Origin of the sequence: Xanthomonas sp. fls2-241-TYG-148 (assembly GCF_030208815.1) — a bacterium.
Taxonomy (GTDB): Bacteria; Pseudomonadota; Gammaproteobacteria; order Xanthomonadales; family Xanthomonadaceae; genus Xanthomonas; species Xanthomonas campestris.
Genome location: NZ_JARVTE010000011.1, coordinates 21,569 through 41,823, shown reverse-complemented (window position 1 = coordinate 41,823; position 20,255 = coordinate 21,569). Strand labels below are relative to the sequence as shown.

Genomic DNA, 20,255 nt, shown 5'->3' with positions numbered 1-20,255 from the left:
CATATGGACGCTGCGGCAATCATATATTGGACAGGGGGTTGGCCGGGGCGAATACTCGCCGTCCCACGTCTCGGTTGCGCTCCTGTGTCTTCCTCCGATTACCGCCCTGGCACCCTGTCCGCCGCCGCCCTGCCCGCAGACACGCCGGCAACCGGCCGCATCCGCCTGGCGTTGTTCCTGGCCGGCTTTGCAACCTTCTCGCTGCTGTACAGCGTGCAGCCGGTGCTGCCGGAATTTGCCCGCACCTTCGGCGTGGATGCGGCCACGGCCTCGTTGCCGTTGTCGCTGGCGACCGGCGCGCTGGCGATTGCCATCTTCTGTGCCGGCGCGGTGTCGGAGAACCTGGGCCGGCGCGGGCTGATGTTTGTCTCCATCGCGCTGGCCGCGGTGCTCAACCTGATCGCCGCCTTCCTGCCGCACTGGGGCGCGCTGGTGGCGGTGCGCACCTTGTCCGGCATTGCGCTGGGCGGGGTGCCGGCGGTGGCCATGGTCTATCTGGCCGAAGAGCTGCCGGCCAGCAAACTGGGCGCGGCCACCGGCCTGTACGTGGCCGGTAATGCGTTTGGCGGCATGAGCGGGCGCATCGTGATGAGCCTGCTCACCGACCACTACGACTGGCGTACAGCCCTTGCGGTGTTGAGCGTGTTCGACCTGCTGTGCGCGGTGGCGTTCGTGTGGCTGCTACCGCCCTCGCGTCACTTCGTGCGCCGGCACGGCGTCAACCTGCACTACCACCTGCGCGCCTGGGGCGGGCATCTGCGTAACCGCCAGTTGTTGTGGCTGTTCTCGATCCCGTTCCTGTTGATGGGCGTGTTCGTCAGCGTCTACAACTACGCCGGGTTTCGCCTGGGTGGCGCGGAATACGGCCTGAGCCAGAGCCAGATCGGCATGATCTTCAGCGCGTACGTGTTCGGCATCGTGTCTTCATCAGTGGCCGGTGCCGCCTCGGACCGCTTCGGCCGTGGCCCGGTGGTGCTGGCCGGCACGCTCACCGCCGCGGCCGGTGTGGCGTTGACGCTGGCGCATGCCTTGCCGGTGGTGATCGCCGGGGTGGTGTTGCTGACGATCGGGTTTTTCATTGCGCATTCGTCGGCCAGCGCCTGGGTGGGCCGGTTGGGCGGTGCGGCGCGTAGCCATGCAGCGTCGTTGTATCTGCTGGCCTACTACAGCGGTGCCAGCCTGGTCGGCGCGGTCAGCGGCTGGTTCTGGCAGCACGGCGGTTGGGGTGCGCTGGTGGCGTTCTGCGGCAGCTTGCTCGCCCTGGCCTTGCTGGCGGCGCAGGTGCTACGCCGCAGTGCGGACGACTCGCGCCCGTATGGGCGCTTTGCGCCACATCCGCCGCGCGGGGAATAAGCGCAGCGCTGTCTACGATCGCTAGACGGTTTGTCGGCGTGCTTGCGTGCGCTCCGCCGCAAGGTCGGCACTCACGTGCTTGCGGCCTGTGATTGCGCACGCGCGCGCACCGGTTACGCGCGCCATTGCATCCGCGCGCTGCGCGACGTGCCAACAACGGCAAGCGCGCGTGCCGTATCACGCGCGCACTGCTAGAACGCGCCTGCGTTACTTCATTTGCGCCGCAGGCAACGCCGGTGAGCGCGGCGCAGGCGCGCTGCCGGTGCTGGGGTCGTACTGCGGATGTGCCGGATCCATGCTGCGTGGCCTGCGTACGGAAACCGGCTGCAGCGCGCTTTCGCGCCAGGCGCGCACCAGCAGATCGCGCAGCATTGCCGCGCCGTCGCCGGCGGTGAGGTAGACCATCGCGCGGCCGTCGGTGCGGGAGGCATCGTCGAACGCACCGGCTTTTTCCAGGCGATACACCTGCTCGACGCGGCCGGTGCCAATGGCGAGAAAACCCAGCAACTGCTCGAACACATCGCCGTCCTGATGCGCCAATGCCGGCATGCGGGTCAGCAAGTCCTGCGGAGTGAGCGCGATCTTGTCGACGTAGTCGCTCTCGAACTTGCCGTGCACCTTCGGGTCGGTGCTGTAGCCGTGTGGATTGGGTCCCTGCCAGCCATCGTGGTGGATGCTGTCGTGCTGCGGCTGCGCGCCGTCACCGATGTAGTGCGCAAACCAGCTCACCAGGAACGCGCAGGTGCGCTCCAGTTCGCGCGTGTCCTCACCGGCAGCACGCAACGCGCGGATCTGGCGCATGGTGGCAACGATGCGTTCGTAGCCTTCGGTGGCTGCATACGGCAAGGTGCCGGCCCAGCGCACATTCATGCGCTCGGCGGCGGCCGGGTCGCGTTGTGCAAGGCGCCGCTGTTCGTCGTACAAGGCCAGCACGAACGCATAGCGCGAGCGCGGCGGGTTGGCCATGAATGCGAACTGCTCGCGGAACCAGCCGTGGTTGGGATCTTCTTCGATCTTGAGGAACGGCTCGCTTTCGCTGCGCCAGCCATCGGGCAGCACCGCACCATCGGCAATCACCTGCACATGGCGCTTGAGGAACACCGGCCCGTCGTCGGGCAGTGCCTGGATTGCCGCGGTATCGATCGCCGCGTGAGCGCGTTTTCCCCAGGCCAGCGCAGCCGTGGGGGCGAAGCTGGCCGTCAGCAGGACGGCCGCAGCAAGCAGGGAAGGCTTCATAAGGATCCTGGTCGGGCGCGCGCCGGGCAGGGCCACGGCGCACGCGAAAGCGGCGGTGGCCGGCGTGCTCAGAAGTGGTAGGTCACCACCAGCCGGGTGTTGCGCTCGTAGATCGGCCGCCCGTAGATGGGTTCGCGCGTGCCTTGCCCGGAGATGGTATCGGTGCGCGGGTTGCCTTCGGTCAGCGCAAAGGTGTTGGTGAGGTTGTCCACCGCCAGCTGCACATCCCACGGCCCGTTGCGCACCAGGATGTTGGCCGCCAGCGTGTGATAGGCGGCCAGTTCGGTGGTGTTTTCCAGGTCGGCGTAGCGCTTGCCCACGTAGGCGTAGCGCAGCGAGGTTTCCCAATCGAACGCGCCGGTGCTGAACAGCAGCGTGGGCCCGACGTTGCCATAGAGCTTGGGCTGGCGGTTGGGCATGTTGCCGTCCACATCGACCACCGCCACCGCGCCATTGGCGACCACTTCGGTCAGGTCGGAGACCTTGGTGTCGTTGTAGGTGACATTGGCATCCAGGCGCAGCCACTGCGCTTGCGTCCACACCGCGGCCACTTCCACGCCCGGGTTGGTGACGCTGCCACGGTAATCCTTGGACTCGGCTGCACCAGTCAACGGATTCACCGCGCTGGTGCCGATGTTGTACGGGTCGTACTTGGTGTAGAAGGCCGTGGCGAACACATCCAGCGTGGCGAAGTTGAGCTTGGTGCCCAGTTCGTACTGCTCGGCGGTGGGAATGTTGACGTTGCCTTCGTTGGCGCCCTCGCTGGGCGCTCGGTGCGCACGCGAGGCGCGGCCGTAAACACCGACAATCGGGGTGAGGTCGTAGTTGAATCCCGCCGTCCAGTTGGTCACGCCTACATCCAGCGCGGTCTGCGTGCGGGTGCCGTTGAACAGCCGTGCGGCATCGTCGGCCAGCGTTGCGGGCATGCCCAACGTGCCGGTGGTGCGGGCCATGGCCCAGGCGCGGTAGCGATAGCGCTCGTGGCGCACGCCGCCTTCCAGGCGCAGCTTGTCGGTCACCTGCCAGGTATCGGCGATGTAGGGCGCCAGCATGCTGGTGTAGGCCTTGCCCTGAGTGCGGTCGGCGCCGTAGATCACCACGCCGTCCTGGGTGACGCCGCCGACAATCGCACCGTTGGCGTCATAGCCGAGCAGGTCGATGCTGCGCGGGTTCTGGCGCATCTCAAAGAGGTAGCTTTGATAGCGCGAGTTGTAGGAGCGCGCGTAATAGGCGCCATACAGGCCCAGCGTGATGTCGTGGGTGTCGCCGCCCCAGTCGAAGCTGCGGTGCAGGCGCAGATCGTCGGCGATGGAATCGGCGCGCACATCCATCGCACGGTACTGGCCCTGGATCACCAGCCCGTCGGTGCTGGCCGGATCGAAGCGGCTGCCATCGTCGGTGTACACGTAGCCCAGCCGCGTCAGGCCCGGAAACGCTGCGCTCGCGGCTGCACGGCGGCTGTTCGCATAGGCGGTGGCATCCTGCGGCGCATTGCTGGAATACAGCGCGTCGAAGGTCATGTCCAGGCGATTGACCACCGCCTTGTTGGACAGGCTCCAGCCGTTGTCGAAGGCCAGGTCCAGGTTCGCACCCAGATGGTTGAATTTCATGTGGCGGCCATCGGAGAGATCGCGCGCCTCGCGTTGCGGCTGGCCATTGGCATCGCTGGAAATGAGCGTGGCGTGCTGCAGTTGCGGCGCACTCAAGGTGCCGGTGAAGCGGTCGATCAACGGGTCCAGCGACCGCGTGGTGTCGCGCGGGTCATACAGCGGGATCGGCATGTAGAACGCATTCTTGTCGTCCAGATGCTTGGCGGTGAAGGTGATCTTGCCGTGGTCCAGCGTGTGCGTGAGGTTCATGCGGAACTGGCCGCCCTCATCGGCAGGAAAGCCCACATCCCGGTAACCATCGTTGCGGCGCACGAAACCGCCGGCGGCCAGGTACCAGTCCTGCGCCAGCTTGCCCGACCAGTAGCCATCGAGCCGATACAGGCCGGTATCGCCCACGGTGGTGCGCACTGCGCCTTCGGGCGTGTCGCCGCCCTGGCGGGTGACGAAATTGACGATGGCTGCGGCATTGGAGGCGAAGATCGGCGAGGGCCCGCCGCGCACGGTCTCCACCGATTCGACCATCAAGTCCGGGCGCACCAGGCCTTCGGTCTTGTAGAAATAGCCGTTGTTGTCCGGATACGGGCTGATACCGTCTTCCTGGATCACCGCAAACGAGCCTTCATCGGGGATGCCGCGGATGCGGTACACGTTCTGCACTTCGCCGCCGGTGGATTCGGCGTAGATGCCCGGCATCGAACCGATCAGGCTGGTGAGGTTGAGCGGCGCCAGTTTGTCGATCTGTTCGGCGGTCATCGAGGTGATCGCATAGGACGCTTCGAACTGGCTCTGTGCCTGGCCGGCGCCGGTGACGATCATGCGGTCGAGCGAGAAGATGCCGTCGTCGCTCGTACGTGCCGGCGGTGAAGCGGTGGTCTGCTGCGCCAGCGCCGGGCCGGCAAGCGTGGAGGCAAGTGCGAGGGACAGGCAAAGACACAGCGGGGCGCGACGCAGTCCGGAGGCGATCCGGATGTCGGTGATTGGCATGGCGGGCATGGGCGAGCGGGGGAGCGCGTCACTTTCGCGATGTCTTATTGCAGATGCGTTGCGTGTGCGGCAGATCACGCAAAAAAGCCGGTGCAGTGCCTGGAACTGTGACGTGTGCAGACTTTACTTCGCTCTGTCATCTGCGCGTCCTGCGCTGGCGTTCGCATCGGCTGCGGCGTTGCACTTTGCATCAGTGATGGTGGCGTTCGCCAAGGCGAATTAAATGCGGTGCAGCGTGCAGGTGGGAGTGAACGCGCCAAGATCCAGCTTGCGCACGCCCAAGGCATTGGCCTGCAGCTTGAGCTCGGCGATCGCGAACAGATGCTTGACCGGGTGCCGCGCCTCACGCGCGCAGCGTGCAACCAGGAGACGAGCGCAACCGCGATGCAGGCAGATGCGCCTGTGCTTGGAATCGCACCGCGCACCCCGATTGAAAGGCCATCTCCCGTGGCGTCTTTGCATCGTGAATCGCTCTGCGTCATCTCCCGTCCCATGCACCTCGCCACTGCGCGCGTCCGTGGCAACGTGGGCATGAAGGATCGGCCTGCCAGGGTGCGCAACCAGCGCCTGCGCGCCGCGTGCAGCCCACTGCCGCGGCACCGGCCAGCACTCACCGCAGCGCCTGAACGTGTTGCACCGCTACAGGCACGCACGCGGGCGTTGTTGCACAGTGACCACACCATGACCGGAGTTGCAGGATGACTGTTGCGATCACGCAGGCCGGCCCGGCGCTGCAGGAGTTCATCGAGCGCCACCAGCGCTTGTTCGTGCTCAGCGGCGCGGGCTGCAGCACTGATTCGGGCATTCCCGATTACCGCGATCTGCAGGGCGGCTGGAAGCGCCCGCAACCGGTGACCTTCCAGGCGTTCATGGGCGAGCTGTCCACGCGCCAGCGCTATTGGGCGCGCAGCCTGGTGGGCTGGCCGCGCTTCGGCCTGGCGCGGCCCAACGCCACCCATCACGCCCTGGCCGCGTTGGAGGCGCGCGGGCAACTGGAGTTGCTGCTCACCCAGAACGTGGACCGCCTGCATCAGGCCGCCGGCAGCCAGGCGGTGATCGATCTGCACGGCCGGCTCGATGTGGTGCGTTGCATGGGCTGCGAACAACGCATGCCGCGCACCGAGTTCCAGTTGCTGCTGGAGCGCGACAACCCTGGTTGGGCCGACCTGGAGGCCGCCCAGGCGCCCGATGGCGATGCCGATCTGGACAACGTGGCCTTCGACAACTTCGTGGTGCCGGCCTGCCCGGCGTGCGGCGGCGTGCTCAAGCCGGATGTGGTGTTCTTCGGCGAGAACGTGCCGCGCGAGCGCGTGGAGCGCGCCTTTGCGCATCTGCAGGCCGCCGATGCGGTGCTGGTGGTGGGGTCTTCGTTGATGGTGTATTCCGGCTTCCGCTTCGTGCAGGCCGCCGCACGCGCCGGCCTGCCGATTGCCGCGCTCAACTTCGGACGCACCCGTGCCGACGACCTGCTCAGCCTGAAGGTGGAGCAATCCTGCGCGCAGGCGCTGGCGTTCCTGCAACAGCCGCCAGACCCCCTGCACACGGCCACCGCCAGGTACCACAGTGCGCGTTCGGCATGACGCAGTGATCCATCGCAGCGGTTGTGCCCACGCGCGTGGCGCAGTGCAATGGGCATCCCTACGTCGCGTGTGGATGTCGCCTTGAGCCAGTTGTTCACCCCCATCAATTTTGGTCCGCTTGCGCTCGCCAACCGCATTGTGATCGCGCCGATGTGCCAGTACTCCGCACAGGACGGCCGTGCCACCGACTGGCATCGCATCCACCTGGGCACGCTGTCGCAATCCGGTGCCGCGCTGTTGATCCTGGAAGCGGCCGCGGTGCAGCCGCAGGGCCGCATCTCCTACGCCGACCTGGGCCTGTACGACGACGCCACCGAACAGGCGCTGGGCGAAGTGCTGGCATCGGTACGGCGCTGGTCGCCGATGCCGATCGGCATCCAGCTGGCACATGCCGGGCGCAAGGCCTCCACCGATCTGCCGTGGAAGGGCGGCGAGGCGATCGCCCCGGACCACGCCAATGGCTGGCAGACCGTGTCCGCCTCGGCACTGCCGTTCCGCGATGGCCAACCGCTGCCGCAGGCTTTGGACGCCGCCGGCATCGATGCGGTGGTAGAGGCCTTTGTGACCGCGGCCAAGCGCGCCGAACGCCTGGGGCTGCAGCTGATCGAACTGCATGCCGCGCACGGGTACCTGATGCATCAGTTCCTGTCGCCGCTGAGCAACCAGCGCAGCGATGCATACGGCGGCTCGCTGGACAACCGCATGCGGCTGACGCTGCGCATCTTCGATGCGGTACGCGCGGCGGTGTCTGACCAGATGGCCATCGGCGTGCGCATCTCGGCCACCGACTGGGTGGATGGCGGCTGGGACCTGCCGCAGAGCATTGCGTTGTCCAAGGCGCTGGATGCGCGCGGCGCGCACTACATCCATGTCTCCAGTGGCGGGCTGGACCCGCGCCAGCAGATTCCGGTGCAGGCCAGCTACCAGATCCCGTTTGCCGAGGCGATCCGCGCGCAGGTGGACACGCCGGTGATCGGCGTGGGCCTGATCACCGAACCGCAGCAGGCCGAAGCGATCCTGCGCGATGGCCAGGCCGATGCGATCGCGCTGGCGCGCGGCATCCTCTACGACCCGCGCTGGCCATGGCACGCCGCCGCCGCGCTGGGCGCATCGGTCACCCCGGCGCCGCAGTACCAGCGCTGCGAACCGCGCGAAGCGCGTGGCGTGTTCGCCAGCTGACGCGCGCACAACCGACCATGGACCGATCATCTCGACCAAGCAGAGGGCATGCATGCCAATAGGATTTCTGGGGCTGGGCACGATGGGCCTGCCGATGGCGCACAACCTGCTGCGCGGCGGCTTTGAACTGACCGTATGGAACCGCTCGCCGGCACGTGCGCAGCCGCTGCGTGAGGCCGGTGCACACGTGGTGGAGCAGCCGCAGCAGGCCGCGCACGGCCCGCTGCTGTTTTCGATGCTGGCCGACGACGCCGCGGTGCGGCAGACGGTACTCGACGGCGGCGTGCTGGATGCGCTGCCGGCCGGCAGCGTGCACGTCAACATGGCCACCATCTCGGTGGCGCTGGCGCACGAGTTGACCGCACTGCATGCCGAGCGGGGCGTGGCCTACGTCGCCGCCCCGGTGCTTGGCCGCGTGGAGGTGGCCGAAGCGGGCAAGCTCAACATCCTGGCCGCGGGCGACGATGCCGCGCTTGCCCGCGTGCAGCCGATGTTCGATGTGCTGGGCCAGCAGACCTGGCAGATTGGCAGCGCGCCCGAGCAGGCCAACGCGGTGAAACTGGCCGCCAACTTCTGCCTGGCCAGTGCGATCGGCGCGATGGCCGAAGCCAGCGCGCTGGCGCGTGGGCATGGCGTGGATGCCACGCAGTTTTTGGGCATGCTCACCAGCACCTTGTTCGCTGCACCTGCGTATCAAGGCTATGGCAAGCTGATCATGCAGCGCCAGTACACGCCTGCCGGCTTCACTGCCACCCTGGGCCGCAAGGACGTGGATCTGGCGATCCAGGCCGGCGCAGCGCGACAGGTGCCGATGCCGCTGGGCGAGCTGCTGCGCAGCGGCCTGGATGAGGCAATTGCGCACGGCGATGGCAACGCCGACTGGGCCGTGCTGGCCGAGGTTTCCGCACGGCGTGCAGGGCAGGCGTAGCACCGCCAGCGCGTGTGACTGATGCAGTCGCGCGCGCTGTTCGCAGTGGCATCGTGTGCGAGCGGTGCCGTGCAGCACGGTGTGGCTACGACGGCACGCCGCTCAGGCACACGCGCTGCGCCAACCGCCTTCAACGACATGCGCATCAAGCGCCCGCGTTGCGCATCTTGCGGTGTGTCCCGCAGGCATAACGCCTGGTGCGACGTGGCTGGCTTGAGGCTTGGCAGGCAAGCGGCTAAGGTGCCTGCTCGTAACAAACGCCGCTCCAGGGAGGATGCGATGCGACACCCCAACATCAGGCCCGGTTCGACCGTGCACACCACGCGCGCATCGGCCCACGCCGGTGGTGGCGCACGATGACCAACGCACCGGTCATCCATCAGGGCCCGGTCGGCCCGGACCATCCCGAACATCCGGACCATCACCTGTTCTCACAGATCCAGGAAGCGGTGAGCGTGCTGGACACCGAACTGGGTAAACCCACCGACGAGGCCAGCATGCGCATGGCCGCGCGGCTGCTGCCGCTGGCCAAGCAGCATGGCTTCGACCAGGTGGATCTGGTGGTGCTCAGCCGCCATCTCGGCGAGGTAGGCGAGAACGTGTTCCTGGTGCGTGGCGCCCTGGACGACCCAGCGCATCTGCGCGCCCACATCACTACCCAGGAAGCGATGGAGACCTCGGTCGACGCCTCGCTTGCGCAGCTGGATGAAATCAACCGGCGGCTGATGCTGCGCCTGCCGCCGCGCTGATCCTCATCGTCAGTGGCATGCGCACCGCGTTCTGCGATGCATGCCACCAGCGCAACACCTGCGATGCGTTGGTCAGCGGATCTGCATGCATGGCGAGCACAGTGCCACGGTGCAGAGCTGCAGTGCGGCTGGCCCAACGGTTGCACTGCGGCGCAATGTAAAAGTTACCGACGCAAGCACTGCGCCAGCGGTGTCATCCATTGGCTATCATCTCGCCGATGCGCTCTGACTACATCCTCACCCTGTCCTGCCCCGACCGTACCGGCATCGTCTATCGCGTGACCGGGCTGTTGTTCGATCTTGCCTGCAATATTCTCGACGCCCAGCAATTTGGCGACGACGAGAGCGGGCGGTTTTTCCTGCGCGTGCATTTCGACAAGCCGCCGCGAACCGACATTGCGCAGCTGGAGCAACAGTTCTCACAGCTGGCCGCCAGTTTTGAAATGACCTGGCAGCTGCACGATGCGCGCCGCCGCGCGCGGCTGCTGGTGCTGGTGAGCAAGCAGGGCCACTGCCTCAACGATTTGCTGTTCCGCATGCATAGCCGGCAATTGCCGGTGGATATCGTGGCGGTGGTCTCCAACCACACCGACTTCGCACCGCTGGCGGCGTCCTACGGCATCGCCTTCCACCACTTGCCGGTGAGCGCAGATACGCGCGCCGAACAGGAAACGCAGCTGCTCGCGCTGGTCGAGCGCCTACAGGTGGACCTGGTGGTGCTGGCGCGCTACATGCAGATCCTTTCGCCTGCACTGTGCCGCGCATTGGCCGGGCGTGCGATCAACATCCACCACAGCTTCCTGCCCAGTTTCAAGGGTGCCCAGCCGTATCACCAGGCGCACGCGCGCGGGGTCAAGATCATCGGCGCCACCGCGCACTACGTCACCGAAGACCTGGACGAAGGCCCGATCATCGAACAGGACGTCGCCCGCGTGGACCACGCCATGACCCCGCGCGACCTGGTGCGCCTGGGCAGCGACACCGAGTCGCTGGTGCTGGCGCGCGCGGTACGCCGCCATGTCGAACACCGCATCGTGCTCAACGGGCACCGCACGGTGGTGTTCCGCTAGGGGAGCACTGCAAGCTCGCAGCTGCAGCTGTCTCTCACCGCAGCTGCAGGCGCATCACCGCGCGCGCGGGCCTGACGGCATTGGGTGCCGTTACACAGCATCTAACGAGGTTGCAGTGCGCACGCGGGCGTACTGCGATGGTGGGCTGCCAGTGTGGCGAGTGAAGGCAACGCTGAAACTACTGGCCGAGCCATAGCCCACCCGCTGCGCCGCCTGCGCCACGCCAAGCCCCTGTTCTGACAGCAGCGTCTTTGCCAGCGCCATACGCCATGCCAGCAGATACTCCATTGGCGTCACACCCATCGCACGGTTGAAGCGCGTAAAGAACGATGATCTCGATAGCGCCGCTTCCTTGGCCAATGCGTCGATCGTCCAGGCATGCGCCGGTGCGCCGTGCAGGGCGCGCAGCGCCGCTGCCAGGCGTGCATCGGATAACGCCCGCACCAGTCCTGGCGTGGTGTCGCTCGCCGTCAGCGAGCGTAATGCTTCGATCAACAGCACCTCCAACAGTCGTGCAAGCACCACCGCACGGGCGGGCCGGTTTGTGCGCGCCTCCTCACCAACCAGATTCACCAGCATGGTGAGCCGAGGCTCACCGCGCACATGCACCAGCCGGGGCAGCAGCGACACCAGCAGCGCCGCATCCGGCGAGCCGAAGCTGCAATGCCCAATCACGATGCGAACATCCGCCGGGCCGTCCTGCGCGCCGATGCGGAAGCTGCCATCGTCCATCTGGGTCGGCACGGTGTGGGCTTGCCCGGTCGACGCCTGCGCGCTGGAGAGCGTGACAGCAAGCATGGCGGGTGCCAGCACAAAGTCGCCTGCTTCCAGCACATGCGCCTGGCCATCTTCAAGCGCCAGCCGGCACTTTCCCTCGATCACCGCGCAGTAAAACGGGCCGGGCGCATCGGAGCGGTACGCCGACCACACACCAGCGCCAAGGACAAGTTTGGAGAACCCTGGTGCCGGCCTCAGCAGAAGGACGACCTCAGCAAGCGGGTCGAGCACATTGGACTCTCGCTAATGGATTAAGCACTTTAGAAGATCGAAAGTGCGACCTGGGCAGCCTAACGTAGATCCCTCACACCGTCACCGAGGGCGCCTCATGCAAACCGTACTCATCACCGGCTGTTCGTCGGGCTTTGGCCTGGCAACCGCACATTACTTTCTCGAACGCGACTGGAACGTGGTTGCCACCATGCGCACTCCACGTGAGGACCTGTTTCCTGCATCGCCAAGGTTGAAGGTGCTGCAGCTCGACGTCACTGACCCCGCGAGCATCCAGGCCGCGATTGCGGCGGCCGGCACGGTGAACACGCTCGTCAACAACGCAGGCTTCGGTGCGCCCGCACCGCTGGAACTGGCAAGCCTGCAGGCGGTACGCGACCTGTTCGAAACCAACACCTTTGGCACGCTGGCTGTTACGCAGGCGGTCTTGCCGCAGATGCGCGCGCGCCGCGCCGGGGTGATCGTCAATGTGTCGTCGAGCGCAACGCTCAAGCCACTTCCGCTGATCGGCGCCTACCGTGCAGCGAAGGCGGCGGTGAATGCGCTGAGCGAATCGCTGGCCGCCGAGCTGGAGGCGTTCGGTATCCGCGTGCGGGTCGTCTCGCCGGGCTCGTGCGGGGAGACGGACTTTCGTGCCACCGCCCGCGCGGGTCTACGCGGCGCTGATGACGAGATCTATGGTGCGTTTATGCAACAGACGCTGGCGCGCATGAGCGCATCCGCTGGCCCCGGAACGCAGTCGATCGACGTCGCGCGGGCCATCTGGCGCGCAGCCACCGACCCGGCTGCGCCGATGTTTATTCCTGCAGGCGCAGATGCAGAACTGTGGGCTGCCGAAGCTGCCGAGCGTGGCTAATAAATCTTTTGTACGTCATGCGAAAACCAAACGCTGAGTCGGCCTAGCGCGGTGCCTAACTGATCGCGCGACGCGCCTAGAATCCAGTTATGGAGGCTCGGTGGCGGCATCCATGCAACCACATGGTCCCGCAATCGGCGAGGGCACCGCACCAGAAAGGTGGTCCGCAGCGAGGTAACCAGCAGGACATCGCGCTAGTTACATTGGCCTGCCGATGTGGGTCACAACTACACGAGAGCCAGCGAATCAGAAGAATGGCGTGCGCTTCTAGCACCATGCGCACCGACACCCGCGACTGGTCCTTGCCCGCTCACCGTCGCGGGACCTTATGCGGCATGGATGCCGCGTAAGAGCTTACAAGGACGTACTTGCAGCGTGTCCCGCGATGGTGAGCGGGCAAGGGCCCTGCAGCAAACCCGCAGATCATTCGCTCTAAAAAACCGACTAACCCACACCGTTCAATCACCTCTCAAGGCAACCAAGAGCGGTGAACGCAGGCGTTGCTTGGGCCTCGCCTAAGCAAGGAAAACTGCCTGCAAGTAAAGCGCTACGTGGTCCCACACATGTTGCGATGGCCGACGCAAACGCCGGCCATCGCAGTGCACACCGCTAAACCCGCATCACTTCGCCGCGTTGGCGTTCATCACCGCGTTGCGGCTGGCGTCCAGGTATTGCGCCGGGTCGCGCATGCCGGTGGTGTGGCATTGCCCGGTGGTGTGCCCCCTGTTTACGCCGCCCGGCAGCTGCGCATTGGCCTGCTCCACGGTGCCGTCTTCGGGGTCGTTCAAGACCAGGTCCGAGGCGGCGTTGCAGTAGTCGTTGGTGTACCAGTTGGTCTTGGCGAACGAGGTTGTGTAGTAGTTGACCTTGGCGCGTGCATCGGCGGGAATGCCGGCCAGCCAGGCCTTGGCGCCGTCGTAGGTGAGGTCGGTGTTGCTGCCGCACCCGACGCCGAACCACGAACCCACCGCAGCCAGAATGCCGGACAGGTTGGTGCCCTGGTACGGCGTGCCTACCGACTGCATCACGCGCCCACCGGTGGCGTTATCCAGCCCGCTCCAGTAGTAGGTGTATAGATGCAGCGCGGCCATGCCGCCCTGGCTGTGCGCCACCGTGGCGAACGAGGACCACTGGCTGGCGAACTGCGCCAAGCGCTGTGCGAATTGATCGTTGCTGCGGTTCTGCTTGGCATCGATAAACGACGACGCGTTGCTGAACTGCGCTTCCGGCCACACGCCGTTGGAGCAGTACCCATGCACCAGCACCAGCCGCGATCCAGCGGCCTGCGGTTGCGCCCGTGCACTGGCAGTGGCCAGCGTGCGCGGGCGTGGCCCCATGCGCATGCTTTCGTCGATGCCGGCCGTGGTGCGCGCAATGCTCGCCCGGCGCAGTGCAGGTAATTGCAGCGGCAGCGTGTCGGCCTGTGCCAACGGGATGTAATGGTCCGGGTCTTCGATGCGCAGGCCGCGCAGCGTGAACGGTGCGCGCGCACCGGCACGCGCCACCCAGCGCTCGTCCAGGCTCAACGGCAGCTGGCCTTGCTGCGGCGTGAGCATGCCGCCGATCCAGGCCACCGGAATCTGCTTGCCCTTGGCGTCGGTGCCCCACACCTGACCGAACACGCGGTAATGCGTGGGCGCCTGCCCGCGCGCGGCGATCGGCAGCCCGATACTCAGGCGCGTGCCGTCCGCCGCGCGCGCGCTGAGCGCGGTGCCGAGCAGGCGCACAGAAGTGTCCAGCACGGGTAACACGTGCTCGCTGGTGCGCACGAACGGCTGCCCGGCCTGGTCGCGGCCATGCACGATCACTTGTGCGACCCAGGTGCCGGCACTGGTCGGCTGAAAGCTGCCGCCATACACGCCATCGCCGGCAGCGCCGTCGTCGTGCTTGCCGTCATCGGCCATCGCAAACGTGCGTGCCGTGCCCTGTGGATCGAGCACGCGCAGGCTGGCCTGATCGATCTGCCCGGCCTGGCCGGCCAATAAGCTCGCGCCTTGTGCATCGCTGCCGCTGAGCAGCGCATTGAGCGTCAGCGACTGGCCCACCTGCTGGTGGCGATGCCGTGGATAGGAGGCCAGCTGCGTGCGCGGGTCGCCTTCCATCAACACATAGCCACGTTGCGCCGTGGGCGAGGCCGATTGCAGCGTCAGCGACCACACACCGTTCTGTGCTGCGTCCACTGCATAGCGCATGCCGCTGGTGCCGCTGTCGACACTGCCGAGCTGTGTGCGTTGTGCTTGCAGTTGCGGCGCTGCTGCGGCGCGCGCGCCGGCAACGCGCGGTGCGGCCACGGCCGCGTCCCACTGCTGGTCACCGGCCAGCACCATAAAACGCAGGTGGCCGTTTTCCACCGGCAGGCTGCCCTGCCAGCGTGCACTGGCACCGGCCGGTGCAAGCTCCACCGGCAGTAATGCGCTTTTCGAAAGGATGGCCGATTCCGCCGGATCGGGCGCGCGCATCTGCGCGAACTCTTCTGGCGGGCCGGCCAATTGTTTGGGCTGTAGCTCGGCCGCGCCCAGGGGCGCGGCGATGAGCGAGAGGGCGCACGACAACGACAACAGCGACGGCGTATGCATGGCAACAGCGCTCCTTGGAGTTGCAAAGTGATGCGCTGCGATCGAACACAGCGGCATCGGATGCAGCGCCCCCTCGCTGCGACTCGGAGTCGGTTATACCCCGCATGCATGACAGCTCTGCTGTGCGCTGCAACACCTCACGCGCAACAAACAACCCTGCAGAAATAAAAAGTACAGAGTGTGATCCACGTCGTGGACGTGCCGATTCTTCGCACCTGCAAGCCGCAGAAAACCAGAGGTCTGCGGTTGATGGCGAACCCCGAAACTTGGCGGGTGTCAGTCCGCCAGGGGACGCGCGCTGCGGTGGCGGTACTGCTCAACCCACGCGACAGACTGTGCGATTCCGCCGAATGGATAGAAGTGCAGGCTGACATCTCCACGCGCTTCGCTGAGGCCGGCGGTGAGGCGATCCACAAAGCGATCCGGCCCCGCAGTCCCGAACAGCTTGCCGAGCGAGATGCCGTACTTGGAGAGCATCGATGCGCATGCGCCAACACCGCACCGTGCGGCATAGCGTGCGAGCACTGCGACGCCCGCAGGACCTGGCACGCCCACACGCACGGGATGGGCAATGCCACGCGCGCGCAGCGCCTCCAACCACGTCAGCACAGTGTCGGCATCGAACGCGAATTGGGTGACGATCAGCGGCGCCATGCCGCGCTCGGCGATGCTGCGGCACTTGCGTTCAAGCACATCCCACTGCGCGCTTGCAGGCATGCTCGGATGGCCTTCCGGATGTCCTGCCACGCCGATGGCCTTGATGCCCGAGCGCTCAAACACGCCTGTCTCGATCAGCGACACGCTATCGGAAAACGGCCCAACCGCAGACGGCGCATCACCCGCAATCACCAGGCAGCGTTCAACGCCGGCCTCATCGACGGCGCGCCGGACGAATGCCTGTAGCGCGTCCAGCGAGGCGATGCGGCGCGCGGACAGGTGCGGCATGGGCGCGAAGCCGAGGGCGCGCACCCTCTGTGCGGCGGCCAGTCGCGCCTCGTCGTTCTGGCTGGGCAGGTAGGGAATGAACATGCTTGAGCCACGCATGATCTGCGGCGCTGCTGCAGTCAGCGCCGCCATGTCGTGTGCGCCGACCTCCAACGAATAAGCATCGGTGATGGTGGCGGCGCGGCTAGGTGGATCCGGGGACATCAAAGGCGGCGCCGTCCTGTGGTGGTGAGTGGTTGGCTCGCGCACATCAGCGTTGATCGTGCGGGAGGGCAGCCATGCAACACGCGCGCCTGGGCGGTGGTGTCCATCAGTGGAGTCACGGCGCAGTGGCGCTGCCATTGCCAGGCTGGCGCGCCAGTTCGATAAAGGCGCGCAGGTAATCGATGGCGATATCTGCCTCGCGCGCCCCCAGAAAAATTTGCTTGGCGATGCCGCGTGCACCCAGCCGAACCGGCACCACGTCCATCCTGGCGGCATATTCCTCCACCAGCCAGCGCGGCATCGCGGCCACGCCGCGGCCACTGGCCACCATCTGCATCATGATGTCGGTGGTTTCGATGGCCTTGTGGCGCCTGGGCGTGACACCGGCCGGCAGCAGGAACTGGCTATAGATATCCAGCCGCTCCAGGTCCACCGGATAGCTGATGAGCACCTCGCGTGTCAGCTGCGGCGGCGTGACGTAGGCCGCCGACGCCAGCGCATGACCGCTGGCCACCACAAGCACCTGCTCGTAGTCGAACACCGGCTCGAACGTCAGCCCTGGCTTGTACAGCGGGTCGGGTGTGACCAACAGATCGATCTCGTAGCCGAACAGGGCGCCAATGCCGCCGAACTGGAACTTTTGTTTGACGTCTACATCCACATCCGGCCACGTGGCCAGATAGGGCGCCACCAGTTTGAGCAGCCACTGGTAGCAGGGATGGCATTCCATGCCGATGCGCAGCGCACCGCGTTCGCCCTGCGCGAACTGCCCCAGGCGCTCTTCGGCCAGATCCAGCTGCGGCAGCACCCGGTTGGCCACCGCCAGCAAATATTGGCCAGCCTGGGTCAGCCGCAAGCTGCGCCCTTCGCGCAGCCAGACATCGGTGCCCAGCTGCTGCTCCAGCTTTTTCATGCTGTGGCTCAGCGCCGACTGGGTCAGGTTCAACACGCCTGCGGCGGCCGTCAGCGAGCCCTGCTGCTCGACCTGCTGGACGATGGAGAGGTGGATGCGCTCAAGCATTCAGATGATCCGAATTCATGGATTGTTGAAATAACACCATTTTACTTCATCGAATGCGAGCCCTAGCATCGGAGTTCGTCGTTTTAAGGCCATCTGCATGACTGTCAACGTGCCACATCCACTCCGCATCGTTGCGGTGTCCGGCGGGATGCAACGCCCCTCCAAGGCGGCCGCCCTGGCCGAGCACCTGCTGGCATTGATCGCCGCGCAGGTGCCATGCGAGCAGCATCTGGTGGAACTCGGAGCATTGGCACCGCAGTTCGCGGGTGCACTCTGGCGTTCCCAGCTGCCCGCCACGGTGGAGCAGGAACTGGTCGCGGTGGAGCAGGCCGACGTGCTGGTGGTGACCACACCGGTGTATCGCGGCTCCTTCACCGGGCTGTTCAAGCACTTCTTCGACTTCGTCCATCAAGATGCCTTGATCGACACACCGGTCCTGTTGGCGGCCACCGGGGGCAGCGAGCGGCATGCGTTGGTGATCGACCACCAGCTGCGGCCGCTCTTCAGTTTCTTCCAGGCACGCACGTTGCCGCTGGGCGTCTACGCAACCGATCGGGATTTTCTGGACTACCGCGTGCACAACGAGGCCCTGGCCGAACGCGCCAGGCTGGCGGTGCAGCGGGCATTGCCGCTGATCGCAGTGACGTGGCAGGCCAGCGCTACCGCCGCAGCAAACGTGGCTGCGGCCTGAGGGCTATCACGCCCACGGGCGCTTTGCGTGCCACCACGCCGCTCGCGGGCCACCGGGTCCGTTGGCGAATTGCTTGCCGATCCGGTGTCCCAGCTCCATCCAGCCAGCATCAACCGCTGCGCTGAAAACGGCGTTTCGTATTGATTTCGAGAACAAGGCGTCAGTGTGCAATGACTCAAGAATTGACCTTCAGCATCAAGAGCCTCCGCTTCGATGAGGACTACCGTCCCGCGGCCAATACACGCAACACGACGAACTTTGCCAACCTGGCCAGAGGGCAGCGGCGTCAGGAGAATTTGCGCAACACGCTGGCGATGATCAACAACCGCTTCAACGACCTGGCGCATTGGGATAACCCCACGCGTGACCGCTACGCTGTCGAACTCGACATCATCTCTGTCGAGATGAAGATCGGCGAGCGCGACACAGGCGATGCATTCCCGTTGATCGAGATATTACAGCCCAGCATCCTCGATCAAACAACCGGCGCGCGTATCGATGGCATCGCAGGGAATAATTTTTCCTCCTATGTGCGCGACTACGATTTCAGCGTGCTGCTGCCGGCGCACAATCAGGACACATCCAGCTTCAGCCTGCCGGAGGGGTTCGGTAGCCTGCATGGCACGCTGTTCAAGCAGTTCGTGAACTCGGATGCCTACACGGCGCGGTTCGCCAAGCCGCCGGTCATCTGCATCAGCGTCTCCAGCAGCAAGGTCTATCACCGCACCGGAAACCGGCACCCCATCCTGGGCGTTGAATACAGGCAGGACGCATTTTCGTTGACAGATCAATACTTCGAAAAAATGGGCCTGCAGGTGCGCTATTTCATGCCGCCGAACAGTGTCGCCCCATTGGCGTTTTACTTCCTCGGCGACCTGCTGAACGACTACACCAATCTGGAGCTGATCGGCACCATCAGCACCATGGAAACGTTCCAGAAGATCTACCGGCCCGAAATCTACAACGCCAATTCCGCCGCGGGAACCATCTACCAGCCGAGCCTGAAGCATCAGGATTACTCCGCCACCCAGATCGTCTACGACCGGCAAGAGCGCAGCCAGCTCGCGGTGACGCAGGGCAAATTCACCCAGGAGCATTTCATCAAGCCCTACGGGAACATTCTTGAGCAGTGGGCCTCCAGCCACGCTTTCTCGTCAACACCAACGCAAGACATTGCCCATCATGAATAAGCTGCTCCCCACCTCCACCGCCGGTAGTTTGCCCAAGCCGTCCTGGCTCGCGCAGCCCGAGAAACTCTGGTCGCCCTGGAAGCTGCAGGACGAGGAGCTGACCGAAGGCAAGCAGGACGCGCTGCGCCTGTCGTTGCAGGAACAGCAGCACGCCGGGATCGATATCGTCAGCGACGGCGAACAAACCCGCCAACATTTCGTCACCACCTTCATCGAACACCTCAGCGGCGTCGATTTCGAAAAGCGCGAGACCGTACGCATTCGCAATCGCTATGACGCCAGCGTCCCGACCGTTGTTGGCGCGGTGAGCCGGCCCAAGCCCGTCTTCGTGGACGATGCCAAGTTCTTGCGCCAGCAAACCCGGCAGCCGATCAAATGGGCGCTGCCCGGCCCCATGACGATGATCGACACGCTCTTTGATGCGCACTACAAAAGCCGCGAAAAGCTGGCCTGGGAATTTGCAAAGATCCTCAATCAGGAAGTCAAAGAACTCGAAGCGGCCGGCGTGGATATCATCCAGTTCGACGAGCCGGCCTTCAATGTCTTCTTCGATGAAGTCAACGACTGGGGCGTTGCCACGCTTGAACGCGCGATCGAAGGGCTCACCTGCGAGACCGCCGTCCACATCTGCTATGGCTACGGCATCAAGGCCAATACCGATTGGAAGCAGACCCTGGGCTCGGAGTGGCGTCAGTACGAAGAGTCGTTCCCCAAGCTGCAGGCATCCACGATCGACATCGTCTCGCTGGAGTGCCACAACTCGCATGTGCCGATCGATCTGATCGAACTGGTGCGCGGCAAGAAGGTGATGGTCGGCGCCATCGACGTGGCAAGCAATACGATCGAAACACCGCAAGAGGTGGCCGACACGCTGCGCAAGGCGCTGCGGTTTGTGGATGCCGACAAGCTCTACCCGTCCACCAACTGCGGCATGGCGCCGCTCGCCCGGCACGTCGCACGCGGCAAACTCAGTGCCCTCAGTGCGGGTGCAGACATCATTCGTGGTGAATTGTCAGCTCAGTAGCGCGCTGGTGCTTGTGTAGATCGCCTGGCGAAGGAGGTGAGGGCGGCGCGT

General features: G+C 65.4%; 16 protein-coding genes. 10 read left to right on the top strand and 6 right to left on the bottom strand.

The features are described from left to right. Positions 1-84 precede the first annotated feature (84 nt). Positions 85-1,353, top strand: coding sequence for an MFS transporter (locus tag QRM60_RS12620; protein WP_161962847.1), 1,269 nt, complete (start codon positions 85-87; stop codon positions 1,351-1,353). 207 nt (positions 1,354-1,560) lie between these two features. Here QRM60_RS12620 and QRM60_RS12615 read toward each other — a convergent pair whose 3' ends face one another. Together QRM60_RS12615 and QRM60_RS12610 are read right to left on the bottom strand one after the other, a co-directional pair. Next, the gene (locus tag QRM60_RS12615) at positions 1,561-2,589 is read right to left on the bottom strand and encodes a nuclease (RefSeq protein ID WP_285446317.1); all 1,029 of its coding nucleotides are present in this window, start codon (positions 2,587-2,589) and stop codon (positions 1,561-1,563) included. 68 nt (positions 2,590-2,657) lie between these two features. Beyond that, the gene (locus tag QRM60_RS12610) at positions 2,658-5,183 is read right to left on the bottom strand and encodes a TonB-dependent receptor (protein ID WP_285446316.1); all 2,526 of its coding nucleotides are present in this window, start codon (positions 5,181-5,183) and stop codon (positions 2,658-2,660) included. Positions 5,184-5,881: 698 nt separating this feature from the next. On the opposite strand from QRM60_RS12610, the gene QRM60_RS12605 reads away from it, so the two are divergent. From QRM60_RS12605 to purU, 5 genes are all read left to right on the top strand, one after another. Further along, entirely contained in the window at positions 5,882-6,763 is an 882-nt protein-coding gene (locus QRM60_RS12605; RefSeq protein WP_285446315.1) for an NAD-dependent protein deacetylase, read from the top strand. Between the two features lie 48 nt (positions 6,764-6,811). After that, a complete protein-coding gene (locus QRM60_RS12600; protein ID WP_012437089.1) occupies positions 6,812-7,942 on the top strand; it encodes an NADH:flavin oxidoreductase/NADH oxidase in 1,131 nt (376 codons plus the stop codon). 52 nt (positions 7,943-7,994) lie between these two features. Further along, positions 7,995-8,870, top strand: coding sequence for an NAD(P)-dependent oxidoreductase (locus QRM60_RS12595; protein WP_115572082.1), 876 nt, complete (start codon positions 7,995-7,997; stop codon positions 8,868-8,870). Between the two features lie 356 nt (positions 8,871-9,226). After that, on the top strand, positions 9,227-9,619 hold the full coding sequence (locus tag QRM60_RS12590; protein WP_115005373.1) for an XVIPCD domain-containing protein: 393 nt from the start codon (positions 9,227-9,229) through the stop codon (positions 9,617-9,619). A 218-nt stretch (positions 9,620-9,837) separates the two neighbouring features. Then, complete coding sequence (gene purU / locus QRM60_RS12585; RefSeq protein ID WP_161962224.1) at positions 9,838-10,689, top strand: formyltetrahydrofolate deformylase; 852 nt, start codon at positions 9,838-9,840, stop codon at positions 10,687-10,689. Between the two features lie 90 nt (positions 10,690-10,779). On the opposite strand, the gene QRM60_RS12580 is transcribed toward purU, so the two are convergent. Further along, entirely contained in the window at positions 10,780-11,697 is a 918-nt protein-coding gene (locus tag QRM60_RS12580) for an AraC family transcriptional regulator (protein ID WP_285446314.1), read from the bottom strand. Between the two features lie 97 nt (positions 11,698-11,794). Between QRM60_RS12580 and QRM60_RS12575 the strand changes: the two genes are divergently transcribed. Continuing rightward, complete coding sequence (locus QRM60_RS12575) at positions 11,795-12,553, top strand: SDR family oxidoreductase (protein ID WP_285446332.1); 759 nt, start codon at positions 11,795-11,797, stop codon at positions 12,551-12,553. Between the two features lie 620 nt (positions 12,554-13,173). Here QRM60_RS12575 and QRM60_RS12570 read toward each other — a convergent pair. From QRM60_RS12570 to QRM60_RS12560, 3 genes are all read right to left on the bottom strand, one after another. Then, positions 13,174-15,129: a choice-of-anchor X domain-containing protein gene (locus QRM60_RS12570; protein ID WP_285446313.1), complete on the bottom strand. Its 1,956-nt coding sequence runs from the start codon at positions 15,127-15,129 to the stop codon at positions 13,174-13,176. Between the two features lie 276 nt (positions 15,130-15,405). Continuing rightward, complete coding sequence (locus QRM60_RS12565) at positions 15,406-16,281, bottom strand: methylenetetrahydrofolate reductase (RefSeq protein WP_192884300.1); 876 nt, start codon at positions 16,279-16,281, stop codon at positions 15,406-15,408. Between the two features lie 112 nt (positions 16,282-16,393). After that, complete coding sequence (locus tag QRM60_RS12560; RefSeq protein ID WP_115556980.1) at positions 16,394-17,299, bottom strand: LysR family transcriptional regulator; 906 nt, start codon at positions 17,297-17,299, stop codon at positions 16,394-16,396. A gap of 97 nt (positions 17,300-17,396) precedes the next feature. Here QRM60_RS12560 and msuE point away from each other — a divergent pair, with 97 nt between their 5' ends. The 3 genes from msuE (at position 17,397) to QRM60_RS12545 (ending at position 20,204) form a co-directional block, all read left to right on the top strand. After that, the gene (gene msuE, locus QRM60_RS12555; RefSeq protein WP_161962085.1) at positions 17,397-17,990 is read left to right on the top strand and encodes an FMN reductase; all 594 of its coding nucleotides are present in this window, start codon (positions 17,397-17,399) and stop codon (positions 17,988-17,990) included. A gap of 170 nt (positions 17,991-18,160) precedes the next feature. Beyond that, the gene (locus QRM60_RS12550; RefSeq protein WP_115541241.1) at positions 18,161-19,180 is read left to right on the top strand and encodes a DUF1852 domain-containing protein; all 1,020 of its coding nucleotides are present in this window, start codon (positions 18,161-18,163) and stop codon (positions 19,178-19,180) included. Further along, the gene (locus QRM60_RS12545) at positions 19,173-20,204 is read left to right on the top strand and encodes a methionine synthase (protein WP_285446312.1); all 1,032 of its coding nucleotides are present in this window, start codon (positions 19,173-19,175) and stop codon (positions 20,202-20,204) included. Before QRM60_RS12550 ends, QRM60_RS12545 begins: the two co-directional genes overlap by 8 nt. The last annotated feature ends 51 nt before the right edge of the window (positions 20,205-20,255 follow it).

Excerpts from the sequence above, each read along its gene's own strand:
- QRM60_RS12615 (WP_285446317.1), bottom strand. The coding sequence starts at position 2,589 with ATGAAGCCTTCCCTGCTTGCTGCGGCCGTCCTGCTGACGGCCAGCTTC.
- QRM60_RS12610 (WP_285446316.1), bottom strand. The coding sequence starts at position 5,183 with ATGCCAATCACCGACATCCGGATCGCCTCCGGACTGCGTCGCGCCCCG.
- QRM60_RS12605 (WP_285446315.1), top strand. The coding sequence starts at position 5,882 with ATGACTGTTGCGATCACGCAGGCCGGCCCGGCGCTGCAGGAGTTCATC.
- QRM60_RS12600 (WP_012437089.1), top strand. The coding sequence starts at position 6,812 with ATGGGCATCCCTACGTCGCGTGTGGATGTCGCCTTGAGCCAGTTGTTC.
- QRM60_RS12595 (WP_115572082.1), top strand. The coding sequence starts at position 7,995 with ATGCCAATAGGATTTCTGGGGCTGGGCACGATGGGCCTGCCGATGGCG.
- QRM60_RS12590 (WP_115005373.1), top strand. The coding sequence starts at position 9,227 with ATGACCAACGCACCGGTCATCCATCAGGGCCCGGTCGGCCCGGACCAT.
- purU (WP_161962224.1), top strand. The coding sequence starts at position 9,838 with ATGCGCTCTGACTACATCCTCACCCTGTCCTGCCCCGACCGTACCGGC.
- QRM60_RS12575 (WP_285446332.1), top strand. The coding sequence starts at position 11,795 with ATGCAAACCGTACTCATCACCGGCTGTTCGTCGGGCTTTGGCCTGGCA.
- QRM60_RS12570 (WP_285446313.1), bottom strand. The coding sequence starts at position 15,129 with ATGCATACGCCGTCGCTGTTGTCGTTGTCGTGCGCCCTCTCGCTCATC.
- QRM60_RS12560 (WP_115556980.1), bottom strand. The coding sequence starts at position 17,299 with ATGCTTGAGCGCATCCACCTCTCCATCGTCCAGCAGGTCGAGCAGCAG.
- msuE (WP_161962085.1), top strand. The coding sequence starts at position 17,397 with ATGACTGTCAACGTGCCACATCCACTCCGCATCGTTGCGGTGTCCGGC.
- QRM60_RS12550 (WP_115541241.1), top strand. The coding sequence starts at position 18,161 with ATGACTCAAGAATTGACCTTCAGCATCAAGAGCCTCCGCTTCGATGAG.
- QRM60_RS12545 (WP_285446312.1), top strand. The coding sequence starts at position 19,173 with ATGAATAAGCTGCTCCCCACCTCCACCGCCGGTAGTTTGCCCAAGCCG.